Source organism: Devosia nitrariae (assembly GCF_030160115.1).
GTDB classification, from domain to species: Bacteria; Pseudomonadota; Alphaproteobacteria; order Rhizobiales; family Devosiaceae; genus Devosia; species Devosia nitrariae.
The window spans coordinates 280,560-303,263 of sequence record NZ_BSNS01000002.1 but is presented as its reverse complement, the minus strand read 5'-3'; the positions used below and the strand labels follow the sequence as shown (position 1 = coordinate 303,263).

Genomic DNA, 22,704 nt, shown 5'->3' with positions numbered 1-22,704 from the left:
GCGCTCTAACCGCCTACAAGCCGCTTCGAGCTGACCGTGTAGAGCCGGTCCCGTCCCATCATCGTCACCCTGATTTCCGACCAGGCGAAGAGCCCCATGAAGGCCGGCGACAGGATGTTGAGATTGCCGGTCGAAACGCCATAGGCGGGCATGACCATCAGTCGGCTGTCGTGAACGAAGCACCCGCGCCGTATCGAGCGCCCGTTCATCAGGACCCGGGCCGCCGGATGCAGATGCCCGGCAATCAGTCCCTCGGCGGCGCGCTGCGGTTCGTGTCTCAGCACGAGGCCGCGATGGGCGAATTGAGCAAGGCATCGCCCACCGAGCATGTGGGGGGCCGGGTCATGGTTGCCCGACAGCCAGATCCACTCGCAGCGCTCCATCAGCCCGTCGAGACGCGCACGGTCCATGTCCTGCAGAGAGGCGGTGCCTTCGTCGCGGTGGAAGCTGTCGCCGAGTGCAACGAGCGTTGCAGCGCCCGTTTCGATGATATCGCGCTCGAGTCTGCGCAGTGTCAGCCCCGTGTCGTAGGGCGGCAGCATCTGCCCGCGCCGGGCAAAGGACGACATCTTCTCCAGATGCAGGTCGGCAACGAGCAGCATGTTCTCGTCCCGCCAGTAGAGGGCGCCGGAAGCGAGCGGCTCGAAGCTGTGGCCGGCAAAGCGGATGAACACGGTCTCCGCCTCGTTCGTTTGGATCTGACCTTGAAACACTAACCGCCCAGAGCTTCCCGCATCAATTCGTCGGCCGCATCCGCCATCGCGGATTCGCGCGCCTCTCCGAAGATCGGCTCCTTGCCGATCTCCAGCATCACCGGTACCGCGAGCGGGGAGATTCGGTCCAGCGGCTTGTGCACGATATGCTTGCGGATCCGCTTGAGGCACTCGCCCAGCCGCTCGATGTCGAGAAGCCCGCGCGCCGCGTCCCGGCGCGTCGCCTGGATCAGGATGTGGTCGGGCTCATGGGCGTAGAGCACATCGTAGATCAAGTCGGCCGACATGGTGATCTGCCGTCCGGTCTTTTCCTTGCCCGGGTGCCGGCGCTCGATGAGCCCCGCGATAATGGCGCAGTTGCGGAACGTGCGCTTCATCAGCGCGGATTCATCGAGCCACGCCTCGAGGTCGTCGCCGAGCATATCCTCGGAAAACAGCTCGTCGAGCGACAGCCGGCCAGTGCGGATGAGTGCCGAGAGATCGCCGAGCCCCCAGATGGCAAGCGCATATTCGGAGGCAACGAATCCCAGCGGGCGGGCGCGGGCGCGCTCGAGCCTGCGGGTCAGCAGCATGCCGAGCGTCTGGTGGGCGAGGCGTCCCTCGAAAGGGTAGCAAACGAGATAGTTATGCGTCTCGCGCGGAAAGGTCTCGACCAGAAGGCTCTCGCGCCCCGGCAGAACCGAGAAGTCCCGCTGCAGGTGCAGCCAGCCGGCGACTTGATCGGGCAGGGCCCTCCAGTCCTCGGGCGTCGCCAGCATCTTGCGCACGCGGTCGGCGAGATACGTCGAGAGAGGAAACTTGCCGCCCATATAGGATGGTATCTTCGGGTTTGTCGCCTGGGCGCGTGACACGAACGCCTCGTTCTCGTGCATGCCTTCGAAGGCGACGATCTCGCCGCCGAACATGAAGGTGTCTCCCGGCACGATGGTGGTAAAGAAGTACTCCTCCATCTCACCGAGCACCCGCCCGCCACGGCTGATTGGCCCACTGGTCGCGCCCTTGCGGAAGCCCCGCCCACGCACGAGGCGTATGCGCACCATCGGCTCCTCGATGATGGTGCCGACGTTCAGCCGGTATTGCTGGGCGGTCTGCGGATTGGCGATGCGCCAGAGACCCTCGGGAGTGCGGCGCAGCCGTGCATAGCGCTCATAGGCGCGCAGCGCATAGCCGCCGGTCGCGACGAAATCGAGGATGCGGTCGAACTGACTGCGCGGCAGCTCGCGATAAGGCCAGGCCCGGGTCACTTCGGCAAAGAGGTCGTCGGCATCGAACGGACCGGCGCAGGCCCGGCCCAGAACGTGCTGGGCCAGAACGTCATAGCCTCCCGTCGTCGGGTCCTCGCTGTCCTGGTGGTTCTCGGCAACCGCCTCGACTGCCGCCTCGCATTCGAGCACCTCGAAGCGGTTGGAGGGCACCAGCAGGGCCTTGGACGGCTCGTCGAGCCGGTGATTGGCGCGCCCGATGCGCTGCAGCATGCGCGAGGAGCCCTTGGGCGCTCCGACCTGCACGACGAGGTCGACGTCGCCCCAGTCGATGCCGAGGTCGAGCGTCGAGGTGCAGACGACCGCCTTGAGGTCCCCGCGCACCATGGCGCTCTCGACTTTGCGCCGCTGCTCGACCGAGAGCGAGCCGTGGTGCAGCGCGATGGCAAGCATGTCCTCGTTCATCGCCCAGAGATTCTGGAAGAGCATTTCCGCCTGCGAGCGGGTGTTGACGAAGAGCAGCGTTGTGCGATGGCGTTTGATCGTCTCGTAGAGCGCTGGCACCGCCCAGGCGGCCGAATGGCCGGCCCAGGGCAGGCGGTCCTCGGTGTCGAGGATGGAAAGCTCGGGTGGCGCCCCGCCGGTGGCCTTCAGCAGGTGCGCCGGCGCCTGCGGCGCGGGGAGCGCGATCCACTCGCGCAGGAGATCTGGCCGCGCGACGGTTGCCGAAAGCGCCGTGATCCGCATCTGCGGGGCGAGCACGGCGATCCGCGCGATGGCGAGTGACAGCAGCTCGCCGCGCTTGGAGGTGACGAGCGCATGCAACTCGTCGAGGACAATCCGCTTTAAGGAACCGAAAAGCTGCACGGCATCCGGATGGCTGAGGAGCAGGGCGATCTGCTCGGGCGTGGTCAAAAGGATGCTGGGTGGATCGAACCGTTGCCGCTGCCGCCGCGCCGCCGGCGTGTCTCCGGTGCGCGTTTCGACCCGCATCTTGAGACCCATCTCGCCGATTGGGATGGTCAGGTTGCGCGCGACGTCCACGGCCAGCGCTTTCAGCGGAGAGATGTAGAGCGTGTGCAGGCCGTCGTGCGGCGTCTCGATGAGGTCGGTCAGTGTCGGCAGGAACCCAGCGAGCGTCTTGCCCGCTCCGGTCGGGGCGATCAGCAGCGCCGAGGCGCCCGCCTGCCAGCTCTCCAGGACGTCGAGCTGATGCTGTCGGGGCGCCCAGCCCTTGCCGGCGAACCAGGCCGCGATCGTCGGATGAAGCTCGAGCGGGTAGCGCAATGTGGGAATCCGGCGGGCCAAATGCTGCAAAATCCGCGTCAGCCTATATTATCGCCCACTCAGGTAGAAGGAGGAGAGGCCATGCCAACGCGGCTGGAACTGACCCCGCAGTCGGCGTTGTCCGTCATTGTCACCCACGCGCTCGAAATGGAGCGCCACACGCGCAACCGCATCGCCATCGGTCTCGCCGGCGGACCTGGCTCGGGCAAGTCGACACTCGCCGCTGAGGTCGTGACCACACTCAACGCCACGCGCCCGGGCAGTGCCGGGCTCGTGCCCATGGACGGTTTCCACATGCGCCATTCCAAGCTCGAGGCGATGGGGCAGGTGGACTTCAAAGGCGCCCCACATACCTTCGAGGGCGCCGCTTTCGTCAATTTCCTCCATCACCTCAAAGCGAGCAGGGACACCGTCAAGGGACCGCTCTACAGCCGCAAGGTCGAGGATGTTGTCGACGACGCGTTCGAGGTTGCGCCGGACGTGCGCGTGCTCGTGGTCGAGGGTAACTACCTGCTGCTCACCGAACCGCCCTGGGCCGGGGTCAAGCCGCTGCTCGATTTTTCGGTCTATCTCGACGTGCCGCGCGAAACCGTGCGCGCACGGCTGTTGAAACGGCATGCCGAGGAAGGCCTCTTTACCGAGGAGCGCAATCGGTTGCATATCGAGCGCACTGACCTGCCCAACTACGACCTCGTTTTCGAAAGCCAAAACCGAGCCGATCTCGTTATCGGCATCATCTCCGAGCGCTGACCGCCTAAGAGACCACCCAGAAGTCCGGGTAAGAGTATCGCATTATGACCAACGCCGAGGGCGGCAAGCGCGCCCAATACCCGTTCGACGTGCGCCACGCGGACGTCTGGAAGATCGCCCTGCCGGCTTCGGTTGCCTTCATCACCGAACCACTGGCGGGACTCGTCGACATCACCGTCATCGGACGGCTGGGGGACGCCGGGCTGCTCGGTGGCCTAGTGCTCGGTGCCCTGGTCTTCGATTTCATCTTCTCGATGGCCTATTTCCTGCGTATCGGCACAGGCGGGCTCGTCGCCCAGGCGGTCGGCTCACGCGACCCTCGCGACGGGCTCCTGCACGCCGCCCGCGCCATCGGGCTCGGCGTCGGTACCGGTATGCTGATGATCGTGCTGGCGGTACCGATTCTGTGGCTCGCTGGTTGGCTACTGGCGCCCGATGCGGGCGTTGCCGAAGCCTTGGCGACCTATTTCCACGTCCGCATCTGGTCGGCACCGTTCTCGCTCGTCAACTACGCGCTGCTCGGCTGGTTCTACGGGCGGGCGGCGGCAACGACGGGCATGCTGCTGCAGATGATCATCCACGGGGTCAACATCGCCGCCAGCATCGGCCTCGTCTACGGGCTTGGCTGGGGTGTTGCCGGCGTGGCGCTGGGCACCGTCCTGGGGCAGGTCGCGGCCGCGATCCTCGGGCTTGCACTGATGGCACGACACTTCGGCGGCCTGCGGGCAGTCCTGTCGGCGATCGTTCTCGCCGAGCTCTTCGATGCGGCGGCCCTCAAGCGTATGTTTGGGTTGAGCCGCGACCTGATGATCCGCTCGATTGCGCTGATGGGCGCCTATGCCTATTTCGCCGCCCAGGGCTCGCGCATGGGCGAGGTGGCACTCTCGGCCAACGCCATCCTCCTCAACCTCCTGATGGTCGTCGGCTTTTTCATGGATGGTATTGCCCAGGCGGCCGAGCAACTGACCGGCAAGGCGTTCGGCGCCAACTGGCGGCCGGCGTTCGACAAGGCCTACGGCCTCAGCTTTCAATGGGGGCTGGTGCTTGCTATCGGCCTCGGTCTCGCCTGGTACTTCGGCGGCAGCCATGTCATCGGCTTCATGACCACCAACGCCGAGGTCAGGGCCTATGCGCTCGACTATCTCTGGCTCGCCGCGCTCTGCGCTTTGACCTTCATGCCCGCCTTCGTCTACGACGGTATCCTCATCGGCATCACCCTCAACGCCACCATGCGGAACGGCATGGTCGCCTCGCTCGCCGTCTTCCTTGTCGCGGCCTTTGTCCTGCAGCCGCCGCTCGGCAATCTCGGCCTGTGGCTGGCGCTCCACGCGTGGTTCCTGGCGCGCGGCGGCTTTTATTGGTGGGCGCTGGAGCGGCGGCGCGAGAGCCTGTTTGCCAGCTAGCGCGAGATGCGAGAAAGCAGCCTGGGTGAACGCCGAACTCCAGCGTTTCGCTGTGACCAGGAACCGGCGCCTTTCCACCGATGATAGGTCAGCGCTGCGCGCAGGCAGAGTATCAGCGGCTCGCGTGGCAAAGGTTGCGAGGTGGGCACGATTAGTGCGCGATTGTCCTCGAACGCGAAGTCATCGGCAAAATAGGTTCGGAATGTTTCGATAAGCATCGTCTTGCAGTTGAACAGCACTGCACATTCTTCGGGAGCCGATCTGGTGGTGCCGAGCCTGATTGTTGTTCCACTCTTGCTTGCCTCGGTCAGATAGGCCGCCTCGTCCCATTTGAGCGTTTCGGTCAGCGGGCCGACCTCGTCCGTTTCCGTGGCGACCATAAAGATGATCTCGCGAATCTCGAGCAAGCGCGCCCGTACCGGTTCGGAGTACCGCGAGAGCGCTTCGTCAACGGCCTTGGAGACTGCCGGGACCGTCATGGCGCTGCCTTGAGTGGCAGGTGGATATCGGTGCGCAATTCGCTTTGCGGCACTTCACGCGGGTCGTTGAGATAGGCTTCGAAGATCGGAGCGTCATCCGGCTCATATCCCGACCCGGGAAGCCACACGCCCAGAAGCCAGCGATAAGCGCCGCGCATATCGGCATACGGGCCGGCATAGCTCAGCTTCGCATAACGACCGCCGCGCAGAACCATCTCCACCATGGGTGCATCGATTGCGACGGTCTCATCGACGGGCAGGCAGGCGCGCGAGCGTAAATCCTCCTCGGCTCCGAGATCCGGATCGTCGAAGAATACCCCGATCATGGTGGGCTGGGCCGGCAGGGCCTGACGGGCGACAAGCTCGGTAAAGAGCCGGCCCATGGCATGGTCGATTTCCATGTAGGAGCCGGTATGATCGATCCCGGCGCAACGCCGTTGCGGCAAAATCTCCACCATTACCGGAAAGCTGGCCGCATCGCCGGCCGCGTTGGCGGCCTTGAAGGCAGCATGGGAGCCCCCTTCCCGGTAGGCGGCCGGGCTCACGCCGAATGCGTCCTTGAAAGCCCGTCCGAACGTGTCGGTCGAGCCATAGCCAGCACGCGCAGAGACTGTCCCGATGTCGAGATCGGAGTTGGCGAGCCGGTCGGCGGCGCGCTGGAGCCTCAGCCTGCGGATCGTCGCGACGATGGTTTCTCCGCGCATGGCCGAGTAGATACGACTCCAGTGATAGGGCGAAAGGCATGCGATGTCCGCCAGCCGGTCGAAGGAGATATCGTCCTCAAGGTGGGCATAAACGTAGTCGAGGACCCGGTTTAGCCGGGCGATATAGCTTGCTTGAGTCTGGTTCTTGGGCATTCGCGTCCTCAGTCGCGCGTGAAGTCGCAAAAAGACTTGCACGATGCTGACAGGCAAATCCTGCGGAAAATCGAAGCCCGGCCAGTCGGTCTATGTCAACAGAACGAGTTGCCGGCCCGGCCGGCGGCCCAGTCGGCCGTCCGCCGCCCGACGAGATCGGCGATACTGGTCTTGCCCTCGGCGCGCACGGCCGCTGCAACACCCCGCTTCAGGCGCTCGAGCAGATCGAGGCCACCGAAGACCAGGGCCGAATAGAGCTGGACCGCGTTGGCGCCTGCCTCGAACTTGGCGAGCGCCGTCTGCGGTGAATGGATGCCGCCCACCCCGATGATCGGCAGGTCGCCGACCCGCTGCCGCGTCTGGGCGAGGCGTCGCGTTGAGAGCGCAAAGAGTGGCTTGCCCGAAAGCCCCCCGGCTTCCTCGGCATTCTCGAGGTCCTGGACGGTATCGCGTGCAATCGTGGTGTTGGAGACGATGAGGCCATCGAGGTCCGTCGCCAGCACTGCGGCCGCGACCGAATCAAGTCCTTTTTCGTCGAGGTCGGGCGCGATCTTGAGGAACACCGGCACGCGCACCCTGGCCTTCGCCCGTGCTGAGAGCACCTCACCCAGCAGGCGCCGCAGCGCCTCATCGGCCTGCAGGTTGCGAAGTCCCGGCGTATTGGGCGAGGAGATGTTGACGGTCAGATAGTCGGCGACATCGGCGAAGCGTTTGACCCCCGCCACATAGTCGGCGACGAAGTCGGCACTGTCCTTGTTGGCCCCGATATTGACGCCGAGCGCGGCCGGCACCCGCGTCCGCTTCAGGCGGGCGAATGCCGCCTCGTGTCCCTCATTGTTGAAGCCCATCCGGTTGATGACCCCGTCGGCCTGGCCAACACGGAAGAGGCGCGGCTTGGGGTTCCCCCCTTGCGGGCGCGGCGTTACCGTCCCCACCTCCACCATGCCGAAGCCCATCAGCGCCAGCGGTCGAGGCACCTCGGCGTTCTTGTCGAAGCCGGCCGCCATGCCGACGGGATTGGAAAGGTCGAGCCCGCAGAGCTGCGTTCTGAGTTCCGGCGGGTCGGGATCGAGCTGTTCGGGTGCAAGGCCCAGCCGCAATGCGGTGATGGTCGCGGTATGCGCGGTTTCCGGCTCCATCTTGAGAAGAGCGTCGCGGCTAAGGTTCGCCAGCATGGGCATGCGCAGCAGCGGCGAGAGGGCGGAAAGGATCATCTGACTGCCTCGGGCAGGTCGCAGGCACCGCTCGCGCTGACCGAGATATGCTTTTCCCAGGCGACGGCGGAAAGCGGCAGCGCGGCATAAAGGTGCGGGAAGAGATCGCCGCCGCGCGAGGCTTCCCATTTCAATGCGTCGCCGAGATGAGCCGTGCGCACCGCAACGAGAACGAGATCATCCTGCCCGGCAAAATGCAGCCGCAGGGTATCGGGCAACTGCGCCGCGGTCGAAAAATGCATGTAGCCGTCCTTGGCGTCCACCGGCATACCGGGGAATGTCCCGGTGCTGCGGGCGGGCGCGAAGGCGGCTTCGGTGGCGATCTTGTAGATGAATTCGGGTGCGTGCATGGGCCGGACCCTAGTCGCAGCCGTCCGGCTCGGCAAGCCGGCCTGCCGGTGCTTTACAGGCCTACAGGCCGATTATAGGAATAGGACTGTTTTCCGAAGCCAAGACACAGTTCTGACGCATGCTGTCACACCGCGCCATATGGGATGGCATCGACGCGATCGCAGGGCGGCACAGCCTAAGCGTTTCGGGTCTGGCGCGTCTTGCCGGGCTCGATGCCACCGCATTCAACCCCTCCAAGCGTGTGAGCAAGGATGGGCGCGAGCGCTGGCCCTCGACGCAGAGCATTGCCAAGATCCTCGAGGCGACCGGGGAAAGCCTGGACCAGTTCATCGACGGCGCCGGAAACATTCCGCAGAATGGCACGCCAGCGCACACTTTCACCGTACCTCTACTCGGCCTCGCCCAGGCCGGCACCGGCGGCTTCTTCGATTCCGCGGGCTTTCCCGCAGGCCAGGGCTGGGATGAGATCGTCCTGCCGTCGTCGGGTCATGCGGGCATCTACGCGCTCGAGGTTCAGGGTGATTCCATGGAACCGCTCTACCGCGAGGGGGAGCGCCTCATCGTATCGCCGACCGAGCAGGTGCGGCGCGGAGACCGGGTCGTGGTCCGCACCCGCGACGGCGAGGTGATGGCCAAGATCCTGGCCCGCCAGACAGCCCGGCAGATCGAGCTGCACTCGCTCAATCCGGTCTACGAACCGCGCATCCTCGATATCGAGGAGGTTGAGTGGATGGCGCGGATCATCTGGGCGAGCCAGTAGCGTGACCGGCATCCACATCTCGCCTGCTCGCGCTACTGACCATGCCGATTGGCTCGCCATGCGTGTTGCGCTCTGGCCAGGAGGACTGGACGACGAGCATGGCGCCGACATAGAGGCGTATGATGAAGATGCCCAGTCACCCATTTGCCTCATTGCCCGTAATGGGGCCGGTGTCGCGCTCGGTTTTGCCGAAGCGGCTCTGCGCCACGACTACGTCAATGGTTGCAAGACTTCGCCGGTCGCCTTTCTCGAAGGCATTTATGTGCGCCCTGATACGCGGGGCAGGGGCGTCGCTAGGAAGCTTGTCGCCGCGGTCGAGGCGTGGGCGGCCGGGCTGGGCTGCACCGAATTCGCCTCCGACGCGGCTCTCGACAACGTCCAGAGCCATGCCATGCACAAGGCACTCGGCTTCACCGAAACCCAGCGCGTCGTCTACTTCCGCAAGTCCGTGAAGGCCTGAGCCGTCAGGCCGGCTCGCTGACCAGCTTGCCCGCCAGCGAATCGGCGATGAGCTTGCGCGTTTCGGCAACCCCGTAGAGTGCAACGAACGAGCCAAAGCGCGGGCCCTGGTCGGCGCCGAGCAGAACCTGGTAGATCGCGCCGAACCAGTCGCGCAGCGGCTCGAACTGGTGCGCCTTGCCGACCTCATAGACGAGGTTCTGCAGCTCTTCGGCACTGGTCGAGCCCTCATGGGGCGCGAGCTGGTCGGCCAGATCCTGCAACGCCGCCCGTTCCTTCTCGGTCGGTGCGCGGAAGACCTTGGTCGGCCGCACCCGGTCGTTGAAGTAGCGCACCGCGTAGGTCGCGAGCCTATCGAGCTCGGGTTCGCTCTTGGGCGTCGCGCCTTTCACGTAGCGCGAGATGAAGCCCCAGAGCACGTCGGTATCGTGGGCGTTGGAGGCCGAAACGATATTGAGCAGCAGCGAGAACGTGATCGGCATCCTGGCCGCGGGCGGGTGGCCGAAATGCACATGGAATGCCGGGTTTTCCAAGCGCTGGGCCACGTCCTGTTCCTGGTACGCCGCCACGAACTGGTAATACTCGTCGACCGCCCGCGGGATGACATCGAAGTAGAGACGCTTGGCCGCCCTCGGCTTCTGAAACATATAGAGCCCCAGGCTCTCGGTATTGGCATAGGCCAGCCACTCATCGATAGTCAGGCCGTTACCCTTGGACTTCGAGATCTTCTGGCCGTTCTCGTCGAGGAAGAGCTCGAAGACATAGTGCTCGGGGGCCTGGCCGCCCAGGATTTCGCAGATGCGGTCGTAGATGGGCGCGTTGGTCTGGTGGTCCTTGCCGAACATTTCGAAGTCGACGCCGAGCGCGGCCCAGCGCATGCCGAAGTCCGGCTTCCACTGCATCTTCACGTGCCCGCCGGTGACGGGAACGGTGATGTCGCGTCCGTCCTCGTCGACGAAGGTCACCGTACCGTTCCTGGCATCGACCTCCTTCATCGGCACGTAGAGCACGCGTCCGCTCGTCGGCGAGATGGGCAGGAACGGACTATAGGTCGCCTGACGCTCGGACCCGAGGGTCGGCAGCATGACCTTCATGATGTCGTCGTATCGCTCGGCGGCCCGCAGCAGCACGGCATCGAACTTGCCGGACTTGTAGTAATCCGTGGCGCTCGCGAACTCGTAGTCGAACCCGAAGGTATCGAGGAACCGCCGCAGCATGGCGTTGTTGTGGTCGCCAAAGCTCGTGAACTCGTTGGTCCACGGGTCCGGCACCGAAGTCAGCGGTCTTTGCAAGTGGGGCTCGAGGAACGCGCGGCTCGGCACGTTGTCCGGGATCTTGCGCATCCCGTCCAAATCGTCCGAAAAGCAGATGAGCCGGGTCGGTATCTCGTCGCGGGTCAAGAGCCGGAAGGCCGTGCGCACCATGGTGGTGCGCGCAACCTCCCCGAACGTGCCGATGTGCGGCAGGCCCGAAGGACCGTAGCCGGTCTCGAACACCGCCTCGCCCTTGCCGCTCTTTTCGAGCCGCGCCACGAGTTTACGCGCTTCCTCGAAGGGCCAGGCACGGGCAGTCTGGGCGGCGTCGAAGAACGCGGGATCGAGGGATGGCAGCGGCGCGGGCGACAAGGTTGGCAGCCTTTTCAGGTTGGCATTGGAATGACCGGTGTGTGTTGCATTCTGCGTCCACCCCGTCAATGCTGGCTGGGCGCAGAGCAAACAAGGGCCGCGACAGCTGGCCACCTTGTCACGCGCAGGCAGCCCGCCTAGTTAATCAACGCCCGATATTTGAGGAAACCCGAAAGCATGTCCACCGCCGTTCAAGACGCGCTCATCGAACTGATGGTCATTGCCGCCTCCTCGGATGCGACAATGTCCGAACGCGAGCTGTCGCGCATCGAGACGCTGGTGGCTCGCCTGCCGGTCTTCGAAGGGTTCGACCTCGCCCGGCTGGCCGAGGTCGCCAATACCTGTGCCGACAAGGTCAACGGCAGTGGCGGCTTCGAGGAGGTGGTGGAGGCGGCCATCTCCGCCGTTCCAGAAAGGCTGCAGGATACCGCCTATTCGCTGACCGTCGAGGTTATCGCTTCAGACCTCCACACCAGTCAGGAGGAACTGCGGTTCCTCGAGTTCGTGCGCGACAGTCTGCGCCTCGATCGGCTGACGACTGCTGCCATTGAAGTGGCTGCCCGCGCCCGCCACCGTCGCCTGCCGTAGCCGCGGGCTCCAGACGTCGTCAAATACCCTCGCTGATGCGCCGTCGCGCCACCGGCAAGCCGTTGCCCGCAAGCCGGCCGCGCTGGGCAAGCGGTCGCTTGCGCCTCTACTCCTTCGACCAACCCACCATTGTACGATGGACATCCCGAGGCCCAATAGCAACTATCTGGGGCGTGCCTTGAAAACCGCGCATTGCGTCCCCATATTGTTTGCTACGTTTTCAGCCTCCAAGGCTACCCGATCTTCTGGCCCTGCCGGTCGCTTGGCGATCCCCGAACTTGCGAACGTTTAGCTCCCTGCCGCATGTCGCGGCCGGGAAACGCCCGTTCGCCATTTGGCCCCGGGTTTCGAAAGTCCATCTCATGATCAACGGCACTGTTAAGTTCTACAACTCCACCAAGGGTTTCGGCTTCATCGCTCCTGATGACGGTAGCAAGGACGCCTTCGTTCATGTCAGCGCCGTCGAGCGCGCTGGTCTGTCGGGTCTCGGCGAAGGGCAGAAGGTTACCTACGACATCGAAAACGGCCGCGATGGCCGCGCTTCGGCCGTCAATTTGCAGCTCGCCTGATGGATTGGGCCGCCCCTGAGCGGCCCTCTCCGACCTTGCGATGCGCAGCTTGCGCCGACGGCGCCTTCGTATCCGCCGAGACGATACCCACTCAAAGGAATGGATTATGACCCAGTTCAACTATTCCGCCGCCGCTGAACTCTTTCCCGGCAAGAATATCCACCGGCCCCAAACGTCACGTTATAGGCGCTTTTCATCTGCCGCCGAGGCGGTGCGCTATGTCATCGAGGACATGCCAACCGAACTTGTCCGCAGTTCCATACTTGAAGTCGAGGAACAGCGCTTCGACGGCGCGCAGATCCGTGGCCTCTACGATGCCGAAGCCTTCCCGCTGGCCCGAATGGCCCTTGCGTGAGCAAAGAGCGAACGCCCGCGCCATCGACTGAGCGACAGACACGCGCGCCGAACGGATCCGCACTGACCTACGGGCTCGTTGGGTTCTCCCTGGCGGTCGTTGTGCTGCTGGCGGTCGCGGGTTTCTACGATATCAATCTGCTGCGCCACGGCCTTTTGATAGTTGGCGTTACTGCCCTGGCCGCTGTCGCCGGCATCGTCGTGCACTTTAAGCGGACCGCCCGATATCGAGCGGCCCTGGAGAGCTGTGTCGCGTCCTGTTTGCACCTCAAAGGAGCATCGATGACCATGTCGACCAAAATCATTCCCTTCCATCGCCGCGCCCACTCGGTCATCACCCGAGCGGCGCCCGACGCAGGTGATCCGCGCTTCGCCCGAGAACTGGCACGCGCCGGCCTTCCGCTTCGCCGAGCACCGGAGTTGAAGGGCAAGAACGATGAACACCCGGTCCACTAGCCGCGAATGCCTCCGATCGTCGTGCCACCATCGAAAGGGCCGGGTGGGCGACGCCGCCTAGTGCTGAAACACCAAATTGCGCGCTGGCGCAGGCCTGTCAGCCCGCGCGGCAAGCCGGTCCGGGCGGCCGCGGCAGCAGCCCATTCCCCCGCAGCGGAGGTTTCAATGGCGACAATGTATCTGGTTCAGGCGTTCAAGCAGATCGGTCACAGGCTGGTGGCAGATCAGATCCAGACCTCCAAGTCCGCCGAAAAGGCGGTTGCCACAGCCGAGCGCCTGGCGCCCATACGGGCAGGTGTCATCGCCTTTTCCCAGGAGGTCGACATCGAAACCGACGCTTATGATGAGCCGCGCGTGCTGCTCAAGCTTGGCAGGTTACCGCCGGGACTTATGGAATAGCTGCAACCACGTTGTCGGGTTTCGCCCAACGCGGCCGTGCTGCTGGCGGCCTGTCGCGCTAGCGCGTTGTGATGCCGGCGGCCGAAATGCGCCCTATTCAAATCTGACTGTGACAATACCATGTAGGTTTGATATTTCCTCGATGACGCACTTTGACGGCTGATTGCATGAACTTACCGTTCGATACCCTCGCTCCCATGGAAACTGGGTTGCGACTACACCTCGAGCGTATGCCTGCCGACGCCCCCATCGAGTTCCGCCGGATCACGGACCGCGAGGAGTTGGGCCAACTCTTCACCTCCTGCCGCGCCACCGCCCGTCGCGTCGAGCGGCCGATATCGCATCCCTTCGCCCGCCCCCTGCGCGTCCATGGCGTCGCCGCGCGGATGGACGAGTACTCCAACAGCAATCGTGGGCGGTTTCTCGCCCTGGTCGATTACTTCAAAAGCAGCGCTGATCCGGTCGCCCTGCGCCTGCCAGCTTATCGCCTTGCCGATGGGGATGCGCTGCTGCTCGACGGCAATCATCGGGCGACGGCGCTCTGGATGTCGGGCTTGTCCGTCGACGTGACCCTGGCCATGCTCTGCGGACCGATCGACCGGCGCATGCTCATCGATCTCAAATATTGGGACGGCGGCTGGCGCCGGTTCCTCAATAGAATCCGATGGGGAACCACCTCAGATAGAGCTCGTCAAGCGACCCACTCCTCTTGAGGCGAACGAGCGCCCAGTCAATGGCGTGGCGCACGGAGTCGTGCCCGGCAGGTAGGGCGATGGCGAGGCCCTGCCCGAAAAGGTCTGGCCGGAAATAGGCTTCCCCCGCAAAGCTGCAGCAGGCGAGGTTGTCGTTGAGCCAGAATGAGGCGCGCATGGCATCGCCGAAATAGACGTCGGCCTGACCGGACTCTACGGCTTGGAGTGCGGCGATTTCGTCCTCGCTCGCTGTGACTTCAACATCGGGCAGGTAGCGGTGCAGAAATTCCTCATGGGCTGATCCCTCGCGTACGCTGATCGTGCGCCCGTCGAGGTCTGATGGATTGAAGTCGCGCGCGGCATCGGCTCGGGTGACGAACCGGCCCGGCAAGGCGAGGTAAATCGCAGAGAAGTCGAAGCGCTCACCATTCTCGGCCGTGAGCGCAAGCCCCGCGATCAGCGCATCGCCTTGTTTGTCGGCAAGCGCGTTGGCCGCCTGCTCCCAGGGCCAGGTCTGGATGGTGCAGGGCACGTCGACTTCGGCGCAGATGCGGCGGGCAAGGTCGATGTTGAAGCCGACCAGCGCTCCGTTCTCGTCGCGGTAGTTGAACGGCGGAAAATCCGCCGTCGTCAGGAATCGGATCGCCGGCAACGATGTGAGGTCGGGCAGTATGTCGCGTGCGCTCGGATCGACGTGATTGGGCAGCGTCTGACCGACAGCGCAACCGGTCCAAAGCCCCAGCAATACGGCAAGGATTGAGCGGCGCCGGCACATGGTCAGATCTGGTCGAGCCCATACATCAGGTCGGCAATGAGATCGTCGGTCGCCTCGAGTCCGACCGATAGGCGCAACAGGCTTGGTCGGATGCCCATGTCGAGCCGCACCTCCTCGGAGAAGCGCTGATGGGTAGTCGTGGTCGGATGGGTGATGATCGACTTGGCATCGCCCAGATTGTTGGAAATGAGGATGACCGCCAAGGCGTCCGCGACCTTGAAGGCCTCGGCCTGACCGCCTGCAACCTCGAACGCGACGAGGGTCGAGCCGGTCCGCATCTGCCGGCGCCCGAGTTCGACCTGGGGATGGTCCTGGTGGTGCGGATAGAAGACGCGAGCGACCTTGCTGTGTCCGGAGAGGACCTCGGCGATCCTTGCCGCGCTCTCGCTCTGCTGGCGCACGCGCAGCGGCAGCGTCTCGAGACCCTTGAGCAACGTCCAGGCATTGAACGGGCTCATCGAGGGTCCGGTCTGCCGGATGAAGGTGTGGATATCGCCCCCGATCAGTTCCTGGCTGCCGAGGATGGCTCCACCCAGCACGCGGCCTTGGCCGTCGATATGCTTGGTAGCCGAGTAGACCACGAGGTCGGCGCCCAGTTGCAGCGGCGACTGGTTGATGGGGGTTGCAAAGACATTGTCGACGACGAGCTTGGCGCCATGTGCATGGGCAATATCGGCGACGGCGGCGATATCGACCAGCTCGAGCGTCGGGTTGGTCGGAGTTTCGAGGAACACCGCTTTGGTGTTGGGTTGCATGGCCGCGGCAAAATTGGCCGGGTCGCGTCCGTCGACGAGCGTCGAGGCAACCCCCCAGCGCGGCAAGTAATCCTCGATCAGATAGCGGCAGGAGCCGAAGAGGGCGCGGGCGGCGACCACATGGTCACCGGCGCGCACCTGGCTCATTACCGCCGTGGTCACGGCCGCCATGCCGGTTGCAAGTCCGCGAGCGGCCTCGGCGCCTTCGAGCAGCGCCATGCGCTTCTGGAACATGTCGACGGTCGGATTGGAAAAGCGCCCATAGATGTGCCCCGGCGCCTTGTTGAGGAAGCGCGCCTCGGCATCGGCCGACGTCGGATAGACGAAGCCGGAATTGACGAACATCGCCTCAGACGTTTCCCCGTGCTGGCTGCGCTCGGTGCCGCCATGGACGATACGGGTCTCGGGCGCGCGGCGGCTGGGATCGGCGAGGGGGTTCTTTTCCTTGGGCGACATTAGGACCTCTAAAAAACAAAACCGGCGCGCGAATGCGGCCGGTTCAAACGGTCGTTTAGCATTTGAATTTTACCGCGCGCGACCTTGCCGAAATCTTTCGGAGCCACCCGCAGGAAGGTGGCTGCAATCTGACCGGCCAAATCACCACCCGGCTTCGTTCTATTGCCTTTTCACCCTTGGCGTCAATTGCGCTGGTTGCTATCGGAAGGGTGGCTAGAGCGGGACGCGAAAAAGTGGGAACCGGTTTTCGCGAACAATCCCGCGACAACAAAAAGCTAGAGCGCGCGATTTGATTCCGTCAAATCGCATCACGCTCTAGACGGCGGAGCAAGATGACGAGCAACGGGGACTGGCCGATCGGTGTCTACCCAGCACGGCTGATCGAGAAACTGGCTGCGGGCGGTGCGATTGCGGCTGAACGGGCATTCGATGCCGATCAGGTGCAGCCGGCGAGCCTTGACCTGCGGTTGGGCGAAGTCGCCTACCGCGTCCGTTCGAGCTTCCTGCCCGGTCCTGAACGCACGGTGGCGGAAGGTATCGCGGCTCTGAAACTTCATCAGATCGACCTCAAGGCCGGCGCCGTGCTCGAGCGCGGCTGCGTCTATATCGTGCCGCTGCAGGAAAGCCTGAGGCTGCCTGAAGCGGTCAGTGCTTCGACCAACCCCAAAAGCTCCACGGGTCGGCTCGACATTTTCACCCGCGTCATCGGCGACAGGGCGCGCGGCTTCGATCAGTTGCCTCGAGGCTATGAGGGACCGCTCTACCTCGAGATCAGCCCGCGTACGTTCCCGGTTCTGGTGCGGACCGGCTCGCGGTTGAGCCAGATCCGGTTCCGCTCGGGCGAAACGCTGCTGACGGTCACCCAGCATCAGGAACTCCACCACAGCCAGACGCTGGTCATCAATGCGACGCAGGAGGTCGGCAATGGCGTCGCGCTTTCGATCGACCTCATGGGCGAGGACCGCGGCGGTCTCGTGGGGTTCCGCTCCAAGCGGCATACGGCGGTGATCGATGTCGACAAGAAGGCCGCCCTCGATGTGCTCGACTTCTGGGAGCCGATCAACAGTCGCGGCAGGGGCGAGCTGATCCTCGATCCCGATGAGTTCTACATCCTCGTGAGCCACGAGGCGGTGCATGTGCCCCCCGACCACGCGGCCGAGATGGTGCCTTTCGATCCGCTGGTCGGCGAGTTCCGCGTCCACTATGCCGGCTTCTTCGATCCCGGTTTCGGCCATTCGGCCGCCGGCGGTACGGGCAGCCGCGCCGTGCTCGAGGTCAGGAGCCGCGAGGTGCCGTTCCTGCTCAACCATGGGCAAACCATCGGCCGCCTGATCTACGAGCGGCTCGCCGAACGTCCCGACCGCCTCTACGGCACCGCGCTCGGCTCCAACTACCAGGCCCAGAGCCTCAAGCTCTCCAAGCACTTCAAGCCCTATCCGGCCTGAGTGCCCATTGAGAGTGCTTGACGCTTCCGCCGATTTCGCGCAGAAAGTTGCCCGTTGCGGGTGTAGCTCAATGGTAGAGCAGAAGCTTCCCAAGCTTACGACGAGGGTTCGATTCCCTTCACCCGCTCCATTCCTGCTATCGGTATTTTTGCCAAGTCTCATCTGGCTTCGGCTGTTCGCTTTGCTTGGCGGGGCCGAGTTGGCGCAGGACGAACGCGCGACTGCTGCAGTTCCAAGTTCGGCGAGCTGGACTAGTCCAGCGATCCCGGCCTAGAGCGCTTTCAGCGAACGGGAAAGGCTCTGGTCCCGCAATTCGGTACACCGCTAAAGCGGGATCGAAATCTGCCCACGGTGATTGCCAGTCAGGATCGCGTCCGCCACCAGATTTGCGGCTTGGATTGCCTGATCATCGTGAATGCCGGAGATGCTCATCCGGATCATATCGTTATGCCCGGGGCGGATGTAAAAGGGCTCGCCCGAAACCAGCAGGACCCCGGCGCGCGCAGCATGGTCCACCACGTCGCTGGCCGCCACGCCGAAGGGCAGGCAGATCCAGATATTGAGGCCATCGCTGCCGCTTAGCTTGGCGCCTGTGCCCTTGAGGCGTTCACCGAGGACTCCAAGAATGGCATCGCGGCGCAGCCGATAGGCCGTGCGTGATCGGTTGAACGCCTCTTCCAGTTCCGGATCGCGCAACACGTAGGCTAGCGTATTCTGAGAGTGCAGCGACGTCCATCCGTCGAGCAGACTCTTTGCCTCGCCCAGCATGGCGGTAAGCCGCGGCCGGACCAAGGCGACCGCCGTCCTGATGTCAGGTGCGATCGACTTGGCGAAGGTGCGGATATAGACCGTTCGGTGTGCCGCCTCGCCGTCCAACAGCGAGCCGGGATGGGTGAGTGCGATGTCGGCGAACTGATCATCCTCGATGGCGATGGCGTGAGGATGGTCTTTTAGGACGTCGGACAGCGCCTTGCGCCGCTCCGGAGTCCACGACACGCCCACTGGATTGACTGCGCGGGGCGTGAATAGGACTGCTATGGCCCCGGCCGACAGGGCTGCGTCGAGCGATTCCGGGGTGACGCCCTGTTCATCGAGGCGCATGCCGACCAACTGGAAGCCCAGGTATTCAAAGGCATCGAAGACAGTCTGATAACCGGGCTCCTCCACCGCCACGATGCGCGGGCGGTCAGGCATGAGCCGTGCGGCGATCGACAGCGACATGACCATCAGTTGCTGGGCCGAGTTGCCTGCGATCATGCTGGTGTCGTTGACGGGAATGCCATCGGCCACAAGGCGCGGAACCAGGAGATCGCGCAATTCCGGAATAGCCAGAGGGCCGGCATATTGCAACGCGTCAGGCTGGGTATCCTCGGCGGCGCGCCGCTGAGCGCGGCGAACAATGTCGGCGAGGATGAGCGAGGTATCTGGCTTGCCGCGCGTGCAATCCAGGGCGTGGGGATACATCGAGAGCAGCCGATTGGCCGAAGTGAGGACTGTGCGCCGCCGCCATGGCGCGCGCGATTGCGGCGGGGCGTGCGTCCAATCGGGGAAATCGCCGTGCAGTGCAGCCCCATTGTCGATCGCGGGGAGCGATTGCACATAAGTACCCCGGCCAACCGTGCCGGCAATGCGACCGCGTAGACGCAACTGGCCATAGGCTGCAACGACGGTGGAGGGACTTACATCCAGGGCACGCGAAAGCGCACGCACCGTCGGCAAACGCGCGCCATGCAGGAGAGTGCCGGTCTCGATCGCCCGCTCTATCGATGTCGCGATCGCCTCGTGGCGCGTCATATGCCCCAGGTTTTCCCGGTACCCTGAAAGTAGAGGCGAAATATCCACGCGAGCAGGCTCTCGTCTGGTCTATGTTTCAAGTTGCTCCGTCGCACCGCGGGTGAACTCAAGTGCATCGGACAGGTCAACGCCCCGCATGCCAGCACGCGAGGCGTTTGTCTATCGGTCAGTCACGCAGGCCCATGATGCCGCCGTCGATGTTGAAGTCGGCGCCGGTGACATAAGACGCCTCGTCGCTAGCGAGCCACAGGATAGCATTGGCCTGCTCGATCGGCTCAGCCTGGCGGTTGAGCAGCGTGTGCGGGGCGCCGGCGGCTCGCATTTCCGCCTCGACTTCCGCGTAGCTCTTGCCAGTGGCGCGGACGCGGTTGTTGATGTGGAAATTGGTGAGGGTGGGGCCAGGCGAAATCGCGTTGACACGAATGTTCTGCTCGGCGTGATCGCAGGCCATGGAACGAGTTAGGGCCAGAACCGCCGCCTTGGTGGCATCATAAAGGCCCATGCCTTTGCGGCCCACCGTGGCATTGGCCGAGGACACGGTGACAATGCTGCCGCCGCCATTCTCGATCATCCTCGGAATGGCATATTTGCAGCTGTGACCGACCGCCAAAAGATTGGCGCCGATGATGAAGTTCCAGTCGTCCATTGTCGCGTCGACAATGGTGCCACGGACGCGCACGGCGGCGACGTTGGCCAAAATGTCGAGCTTGCCGAAGCGCTCCACCGTCTTTTCGACCGCCATTTTGGCTTGTTCTTCCTGATCCAGCCGGGCGATCACATAAGCCACCTTCTCCCCCGAGGGATCGATAGCCCTGCTGACGCGCTGACTCGCCTCCTCATTGAGGTCGACGATCATGACCTGGGCGCCCTCGCGCACGAACAATCGCACCGTCTCCTCGCCGATCCCGCCAGCGCCGCCGGTTACGATGGCGACCTTCCCCAATAAACGATCACCCATGAACATTCTCCTCCTGATCTATTGCGATCCAAGCAGTACAATACGAGTACAATTTGCATTGGTGTTTGATCGGTAACATGTTAGCAGGTGAGCAGTCAATTCGTTGATTGCAATGGTGGAAAGCGGTAAGAAACCCGCCGATCCGACGAATGGGGAGACAGAATTGAATGCGGATTAATTTCTATCGGTCGATTGACAAGCCGATCAATGGCTCAATACAGTCAAAATTGCACGAGGCAATATATCAATTGCACTGGTACAATGTGGCGCTCAACGGCCTACCTGGTGCTGAGGAAACAGAGCCGCCCGGGGGCGGCCGAGAGGAGGGGAATTATGAACAAGGACAAGCAGCCTTCGATGTCGCGCGGCCGCATGACGCGTCGCCATTTCACGGCTCTTTTGTCAGGGAGCGTCGTCGGCACCTTCGGGTTGCCGGCATTCGTAACCAAGGTGCTGGCGCAGCCGACCAGCTACAACGAAGCGCCGATGCTGGCCGAGCGGGTGAGCCGCGGCGAGCTGCCGCCGGTGGCCGAGCGCTTGCCGGCGGAGCCGCTCGTGGTGCAGCCGACCAATGAGATTGGTGTCTATGGCGGTCGGCTGGCCGGAGCCGGCATGGCGCCCGAGACCACCAACGACCTGCAGATCGGCCAAGCGACTGGTCTCTTCCGGTTCTCCAACGATCTGCGCGAAATCCATCCGGACCTGGCGACGGGATACGAGTTCAACGACGATTTCACCGAATGCGTCATCAGCTTGCGCCAGGGCGTGAAGTGGTCGGACGGCGAGCCGTTTACCGTGGACGACATCATCTTTTTCTTCGAGGACTGGAAGTACAACAAGGACCTCTATCCGGCGACGCAGGCCGTATGGCTTCTAGGCGGCGACAGGTTCGGCATCGTTAAGGTCGACGACCACACGATCCGCTTCACGTTTCCGCAGCCTTATCCGTCCTTCAGTGTCATCCATTTCTCGGGAGCGCCGACCGAGCCATACCGGCCGGCTCACTACCTCAGGCAGTTCCACCCGAAGTACAATCCCGACGTCGAGGCCGAGGCGGCGGCGGCAGGATTTAACTCCTGGCAGGCCTATTTTACGCAGATGGCCGATGGGGATTCTGACTCGCCCCACTACGGTGTGAGCAATTCGGACATGCCGGTCCTCTCGCCCTGGATCCCCGTTTCGGGGGACAGCCAGCGCCAGCAGTACGAGCGCAACCCTTACTACTTCAAGGTCGATACCGAGGGAAACCAGCTACCCTATGTCGACTACATGACCGTCGAATACACCAGCAATGCCGAGGTGATGAACCTCAAGGCAGTGTCGGGTGAACTTTCGGTGGCTGGGCTTGACATCCAACTCCTGAACTATCCGATCATCCGCCGCGGCGAAGAAGCGGGCGGCTATACCACAAAGTTGGTCTATAGCGAGCGGGGGTCGGACGTCTGCATCGCCTTTAATCCGCTGCATCCCGATCCGGTACTTGCCGAGCTCTATTCGAACGTTCGGTTCCGGCAGGCCTTATCACTGGGCATCAACCGAACGGAAATCAACGAGCTGGTCTTCCTCGGCCAGGGGACGCCCCGTCAGGCGACCATCAACGAAACCGCCAGCTTTTTCGATCCGAAATGGGCGAGCCACTACGCAGAGTTCGACCTCGACGCGGCCAATGCCCTGCTAGACGAAATCGGCCTCGACCAGCGCAACGGCGAGGGGGTCCGGCTGCGCCCGGACGGGCAGCCGCTGATCTTCCAGCTAGAGTACCTACCCCAGGAAGGACCTAAGAAGGAAGTGTGCGAACTGGTGGTCAAGCACTGGCAGGAGTTGGGACTGCAGGTGGATGCGGCCGCACGCGAACGCGGCTATCTCATCCAGCGGCTCGACGCCCAGGAACAACACGCCACCGCTTGGCATGTCGATCGGGTGCTCGAACGTCCGGCCTATGCCTATTCGCTGGATGGCAAGCTGGGACCCGGCGGCAACTCGATCGTTCGGTATGCCAGAGAATGGCAGAACTGGTTCAACTCCGGCGGCGAACGCGGCGTGGAGCCACCCCAGGACGCCAAGGACCTGCGTGACGCCTATATCGCCTGGCAGAAGACCGAACTGGGCTCTCCAGAATACGAGGCGGCGGCCAAGCGGGTCTACGACCTCACCGCCGAGACCCTCTACGTCATTGGCGTGGTGGGTCAGGCACCTCAGCCCGTAATTGTGCGCAACGATATCGAAAACGTCTTCAAGCGCGATGACGATGCGCGGCTGTGGTGGGGTGCGGCCAATTGGTTCTGGCACACGCTCAACCCGGAACAGTGGTTCATCAAGTCCTGAGTATTCCTCCCGTGACGACTGACCGGGCCGCCGTCGAA

General features: G+C 63.6%; 24 protein-coding genes, 1 tRNA gene and 1 pseudogene. 13 read left to right on the top strand and 13 right to left on the bottom strand.

Annotation, left to right across the window (positions count from 1 at the left end; translation table 11 throughout):
• Positions 1 to 5 precede the first annotated feature (5 nt).
• Both pdeM and QQK18_RS02125 read right to left on the bottom strand, forming a co-directional pair.
• Complete coding sequence (pdeM, locus tag QQK18_RS02130; protein WP_284338622.1) at positions 6 to 674, bottom strand: ligase-associated DNA damage response endonuclease PdeM; 669 nt, start codon at positions 672 to 674, stop codon at positions 6 to 8.
• Between the two features lie 38 nt (positions 675 to 712).
• The gene (locus tag QQK18_RS02125; protein ID WP_284338621.1) at positions 713 to 3,202 is read right to left on the bottom strand and encodes a ligase-associated DNA damage response DEXH box helicase; all 2,490 of its coding nucleotides are present in this window, start codon (positions 3,200 to 3,202) and stop codon (positions 713 to 715) included.
• An 81-nt stretch (positions 3,203 to 3,283) separates the two neighbouring features.
• Here QQK18_RS02125 and QQK18_RS02120 point away from each other — a divergent pair, with 81 nt between their 5' ends.
• Positions 3,284 to 3,952 (top strand): nucleoside/nucleotide kinase family protein, encoded by a 669-nt coding sequence (locus tag QQK18_RS02120; protein ID WP_284338620.1) that lies wholly within the window; start codon positions 3,284 to 3,286, stop codon positions 3,950 to 3,952.
• A 44-nt stretch (positions 3,953 to 3,996) separates the two neighbouring features.
• Complete coding sequence (locus QQK18_RS02115) at positions 3,997 to 5,355, top strand: MATE family efflux transporter (protein ID WP_284338619.1); 1,359 nt, start codon at positions 3,997 to 3,999, stop codon at positions 5,353 to 5,355.
• Here the strand turns inward: QQK18_RS02115 and QQK18_RS02110 are convergent.
• From QQK18_RS02110 to QQK18_RS02095, 4 genes are all read right to left on the bottom strand, one after another.
• Positions 5,352 to 5,762 (bottom strand): DUF1801 domain-containing protein, encoded by a 411-nt coding sequence (locus QQK18_RS02110; RefSeq protein WP_284338618.1) that lies wholly within the window; start codon positions 5,760 to 5,762, stop codon positions 5,352 to 5,354. The genes QQK18_RS02115 and QQK18_RS02110 overlap by 4 nt on opposite strands.
• A gap of 68 nt (positions 5,763 to 5,830) precedes the next feature.
• The gene (locus QQK18_RS02105; protein WP_284338617.1) at positions 5,831 to 6,691 is read right to left on the bottom strand and encodes an AraC family transcriptional regulator; all 861 of its coding nucleotides are present in this window, start codon (positions 6,689 to 6,691) and stop codon (positions 5,831 to 5,833) included.
• Between the two features lie 95 nt (positions 6,692 to 6,786).
• Positions 6,787 to 7,872, bottom strand: a complete 1,086-nt coding sequence (locus QQK18_RS02100; protein ID WP_284338744.1) for a quinone-dependent dihydroorotate dehydrogenase — start codon at positions 7,870 to 7,872, stop codon at positions 6,787 to 6,789.
• Between the two features lie 29 nt (positions 7,873 to 7,901).
• Positions 7,902 to 8,255, bottom strand: coding sequence for a DUF952 domain-containing protein (locus QQK18_RS02095; RefSeq protein WP_284338616.1), 354 nt, complete (start codon positions 8,253 to 8,255; stop codon positions 7,902 to 7,904).
• Between the two features lie 119 nt (positions 8,256 to 8,374).
• On the opposite strand from QQK18_RS02095, the gene QQK18_RS02090 reads away from it, so the two are divergent.
• Positions 8,375 to 9,016, top strand: coding sequence for a S24 family peptidase (locus QQK18_RS02090; protein ID WP_284338615.1), 642 nt, complete (start codon positions 8,375 to 8,377; stop codon positions 9,014 to 9,016).
• A gap of 10 nt (positions 9,017 to 9,026) precedes the next feature.
• A complete protein-coding gene (aac(6'), locus tag QQK18_RS02085; protein WP_284338743.1) occupies positions 9,027 to 9,476 on the top strand; it encodes an aminoglycoside 6'-N-acetyltransferase in 450 nt (149 codons plus the stop codon).
• Positions 9,477 to 9,480: 4 nt separating this feature from the next.
• On the opposite strand, the gene QQK18_RS02080 is transcribed toward aac(6'), so the two are convergent.
• A complete protein-coding gene (locus tag QQK18_RS02080; RefSeq protein ID WP_284338614.1) occupies positions 9,481 to 11,100 on the bottom strand; it encodes a lysine--tRNA ligase in 1,620 nt (539 codons plus the stop codon).
• A 177-nt stretch (positions 11,101 to 11,277) separates the two neighbouring features.
• Between QQK18_RS02080 and QQK18_RS02075 the strand changes: the two genes are divergently transcribed.
• The 6 genes from QQK18_RS02075 (at position 11,278) to QQK18_RS02050 (ending at position 14,179) form a co-directional block, all read left to right on the top strand.
• Positions 11,278 to 11,688: a tellurite resistance TerB family protein gene (locus QQK18_RS02075; protein ID WP_284338613.1), complete on the top strand. Its 411-nt coding sequence runs from the start codon at positions 11,278 to 11,280 to the stop codon at positions 11,686 to 11,688.
• Between the two features lie 362 nt (positions 11,689 to 12,050).
• Positions 12,051 to 12,257, top strand: coding sequence for a cold-shock protein (locus QQK18_RS02070; RefSeq protein ID WP_284338612.1), 207 nt, complete (start codon positions 12,051 to 12,053; stop codon positions 12,255 to 12,257).
• Between the two features lie 106 nt (positions 12,258 to 12,363).
• On the top strand, positions 12,364 to 12,612 hold the full coding sequence (locus QQK18_RS02065) for a hypothetical protein (protein WP_284338611.1): 249 nt from the start codon (positions 12,364 to 12,366) through the stop codon (positions 12,610 to 12,612).
• A gap of 101 nt (positions 12,613 to 12,713) precedes the next feature.
• Positions 12,714 to 13,067 (top strand): hypothetical protein, encoded by a 354-nt coding sequence (locus QQK18_RS02060; RefSeq protein ID WP_284338610.1) that lies wholly within the window; start codon positions 12,714 to 12,716, stop codon positions 13,065 to 13,067.
• A gap of 165 nt (positions 13,068 to 13,232) precedes the next feature.
• Positions 13,233 to 13,466: a hypothetical protein gene (locus QQK18_RS02055; protein ID WP_284338609.1), complete on the top strand. Its 234-nt coding sequence runs from the start codon at positions 13,233 to 13,235 to the stop codon at positions 13,464 to 13,466.
• 167 nt (positions 13,467 to 13,633) lie between these two features.
• Positions 13,634 to 14,179 carry a hypothetical protein gene (locus tag QQK18_RS02050; protein WP_284338608.1) on the top strand — a complete coding sequence of 182 codons (546 nt, stop codon included), beginning with the start codon at positions 13,634 to 13,636 and terminating at the stop codon, positions 14,177 to 14,179.
• On the opposite strand, the gene QQK18_RS02045 is transcribed toward QQK18_RS02050, so the two are convergent.
• The 3 genes from QQK18_RS02045 to QQK18_RS02035 are packed head-to-tail and all read right to left on the bottom strand — an operon-like array spanning position 14,118 to position 16,284.
• Entirely contained in the window at positions 14,118 to 14,933 is an 816-nt protein-coding gene (locus QQK18_RS02045) for a transporter substrate-binding domain-containing protein (RefSeq protein ID WP_284338607.1), read from the bottom strand. The two genes, QQK18_RS02050 and QQK18_RS02045, sit on opposite strands and share 62 nt — an antisense overlap.
• Before the next feature lie 2 nt (positions 14,934 to 14,935).
• On the bottom strand, positions 14,936 to 16,144 hold the full coding sequence (gene metZ / locus QQK18_RS02040; RefSeq protein WP_284338606.1) for an O-succinylhomoserine sulfhydrylase: 1,209 nt from the start codon (positions 16,142 to 16,144) through the stop codon (positions 14,936 to 14,938).
• A gap of 8 nt (positions 16,145 to 16,152) precedes the next feature.
• On the bottom strand, positions 16,153 to 16,284 hold the full coding sequence (locus tag QQK18_RS02035; RefSeq protein WP_284338605.1) for a hypothetical protein: 132 nt from the start codon (positions 16,282 to 16,284) through the stop codon (positions 16,153 to 16,155).
• 192 nt (positions 16,285 to 16,476) lie between these two features.
• On the opposite strand from QQK18_RS02035, the gene QQK18_RS02030 reads away from it, so the two are divergent.
• Both QQK18_RS02030 and QQK18_RS02025 read left to right on the top strand, forming a co-directional pair.
• Positions 16,477 to 17,589, top strand: a complete 1,113-nt coding sequence (locus tag QQK18_RS02030; RefSeq protein WP_284338604.1) for a 2'-deoxycytidine 5'-triphosphate deaminase — start codon at positions 16,477 to 16,479, stop codon at positions 17,587 to 17,589.
• A gap of 56 nt (positions 17,590 to 17,645) precedes the next feature.
• A tRNA-Gly gene (locus QQK18_RS02025) sits at positions 17,646 to 17,719 on the top strand.
• Positions 17,720 to 17,913: 194 nt separating this feature from the next.
• Here the strand turns inward: QQK18_RS02025 and QQK18_RS02020 are convergent.
• The 3 genes and pseudogenes from QQK18_RS02020 to QQK18_RS02015 all read right to left on the bottom strand — a co-directional run bounded on the left by QQK18_RS02020 (position 17,914) and on the right by QQK18_RS02015 (position 20,341).
• Positions 17,914 to 19,053, bottom strand: coding sequence for an aminotransferase-like domain-containing protein (locus tag QQK18_RS02020; protein WP_284338603.1), 1,140 nt, complete (start codon positions 19,051 to 19,053; stop codon positions 17,914 to 17,916).
• A 144-nt stretch (positions 19,054 to 19,197) separates the two neighbouring features.
• A pseudogene (locus tag QQK18_RS27490) lies at positions 19,198 to 19,383 on the bottom strand (GntR family transcriptional regulator); the annotation flags it as partial.
• 166 nt (positions 19,384 to 19,549) lie between these two features.
• Complete coding sequence (locus QQK18_RS02015) at positions 19,550 to 20,341, bottom strand: SDR family NAD(P)-dependent oxidoreductase (RefSeq protein ID WP_284338602.1); 792 nt, start codon at positions 20,339 to 20,341, stop codon at positions 19,550 to 19,552.
• Positions 20,342 to 20,674: 333 nt separating this feature from the next.
• Between QQK18_RS02015 and QQK18_RS02010 the strand changes: the two genes are divergently transcribed.
• The gene (locus tag QQK18_RS02010) at positions 20,675 to 22,666 is read left to right on the top strand and encodes an ABC transporter substrate-binding protein (RefSeq protein ID WP_284338601.1); all 1,992 of its coding nucleotides are present in this window, start codon (positions 20,675 to 20,677) and stop codon (positions 22,664 to 22,666) included.
• The last annotated feature ends 38 nt before the right edge of the window (positions 22,667 to 22,704 follow it).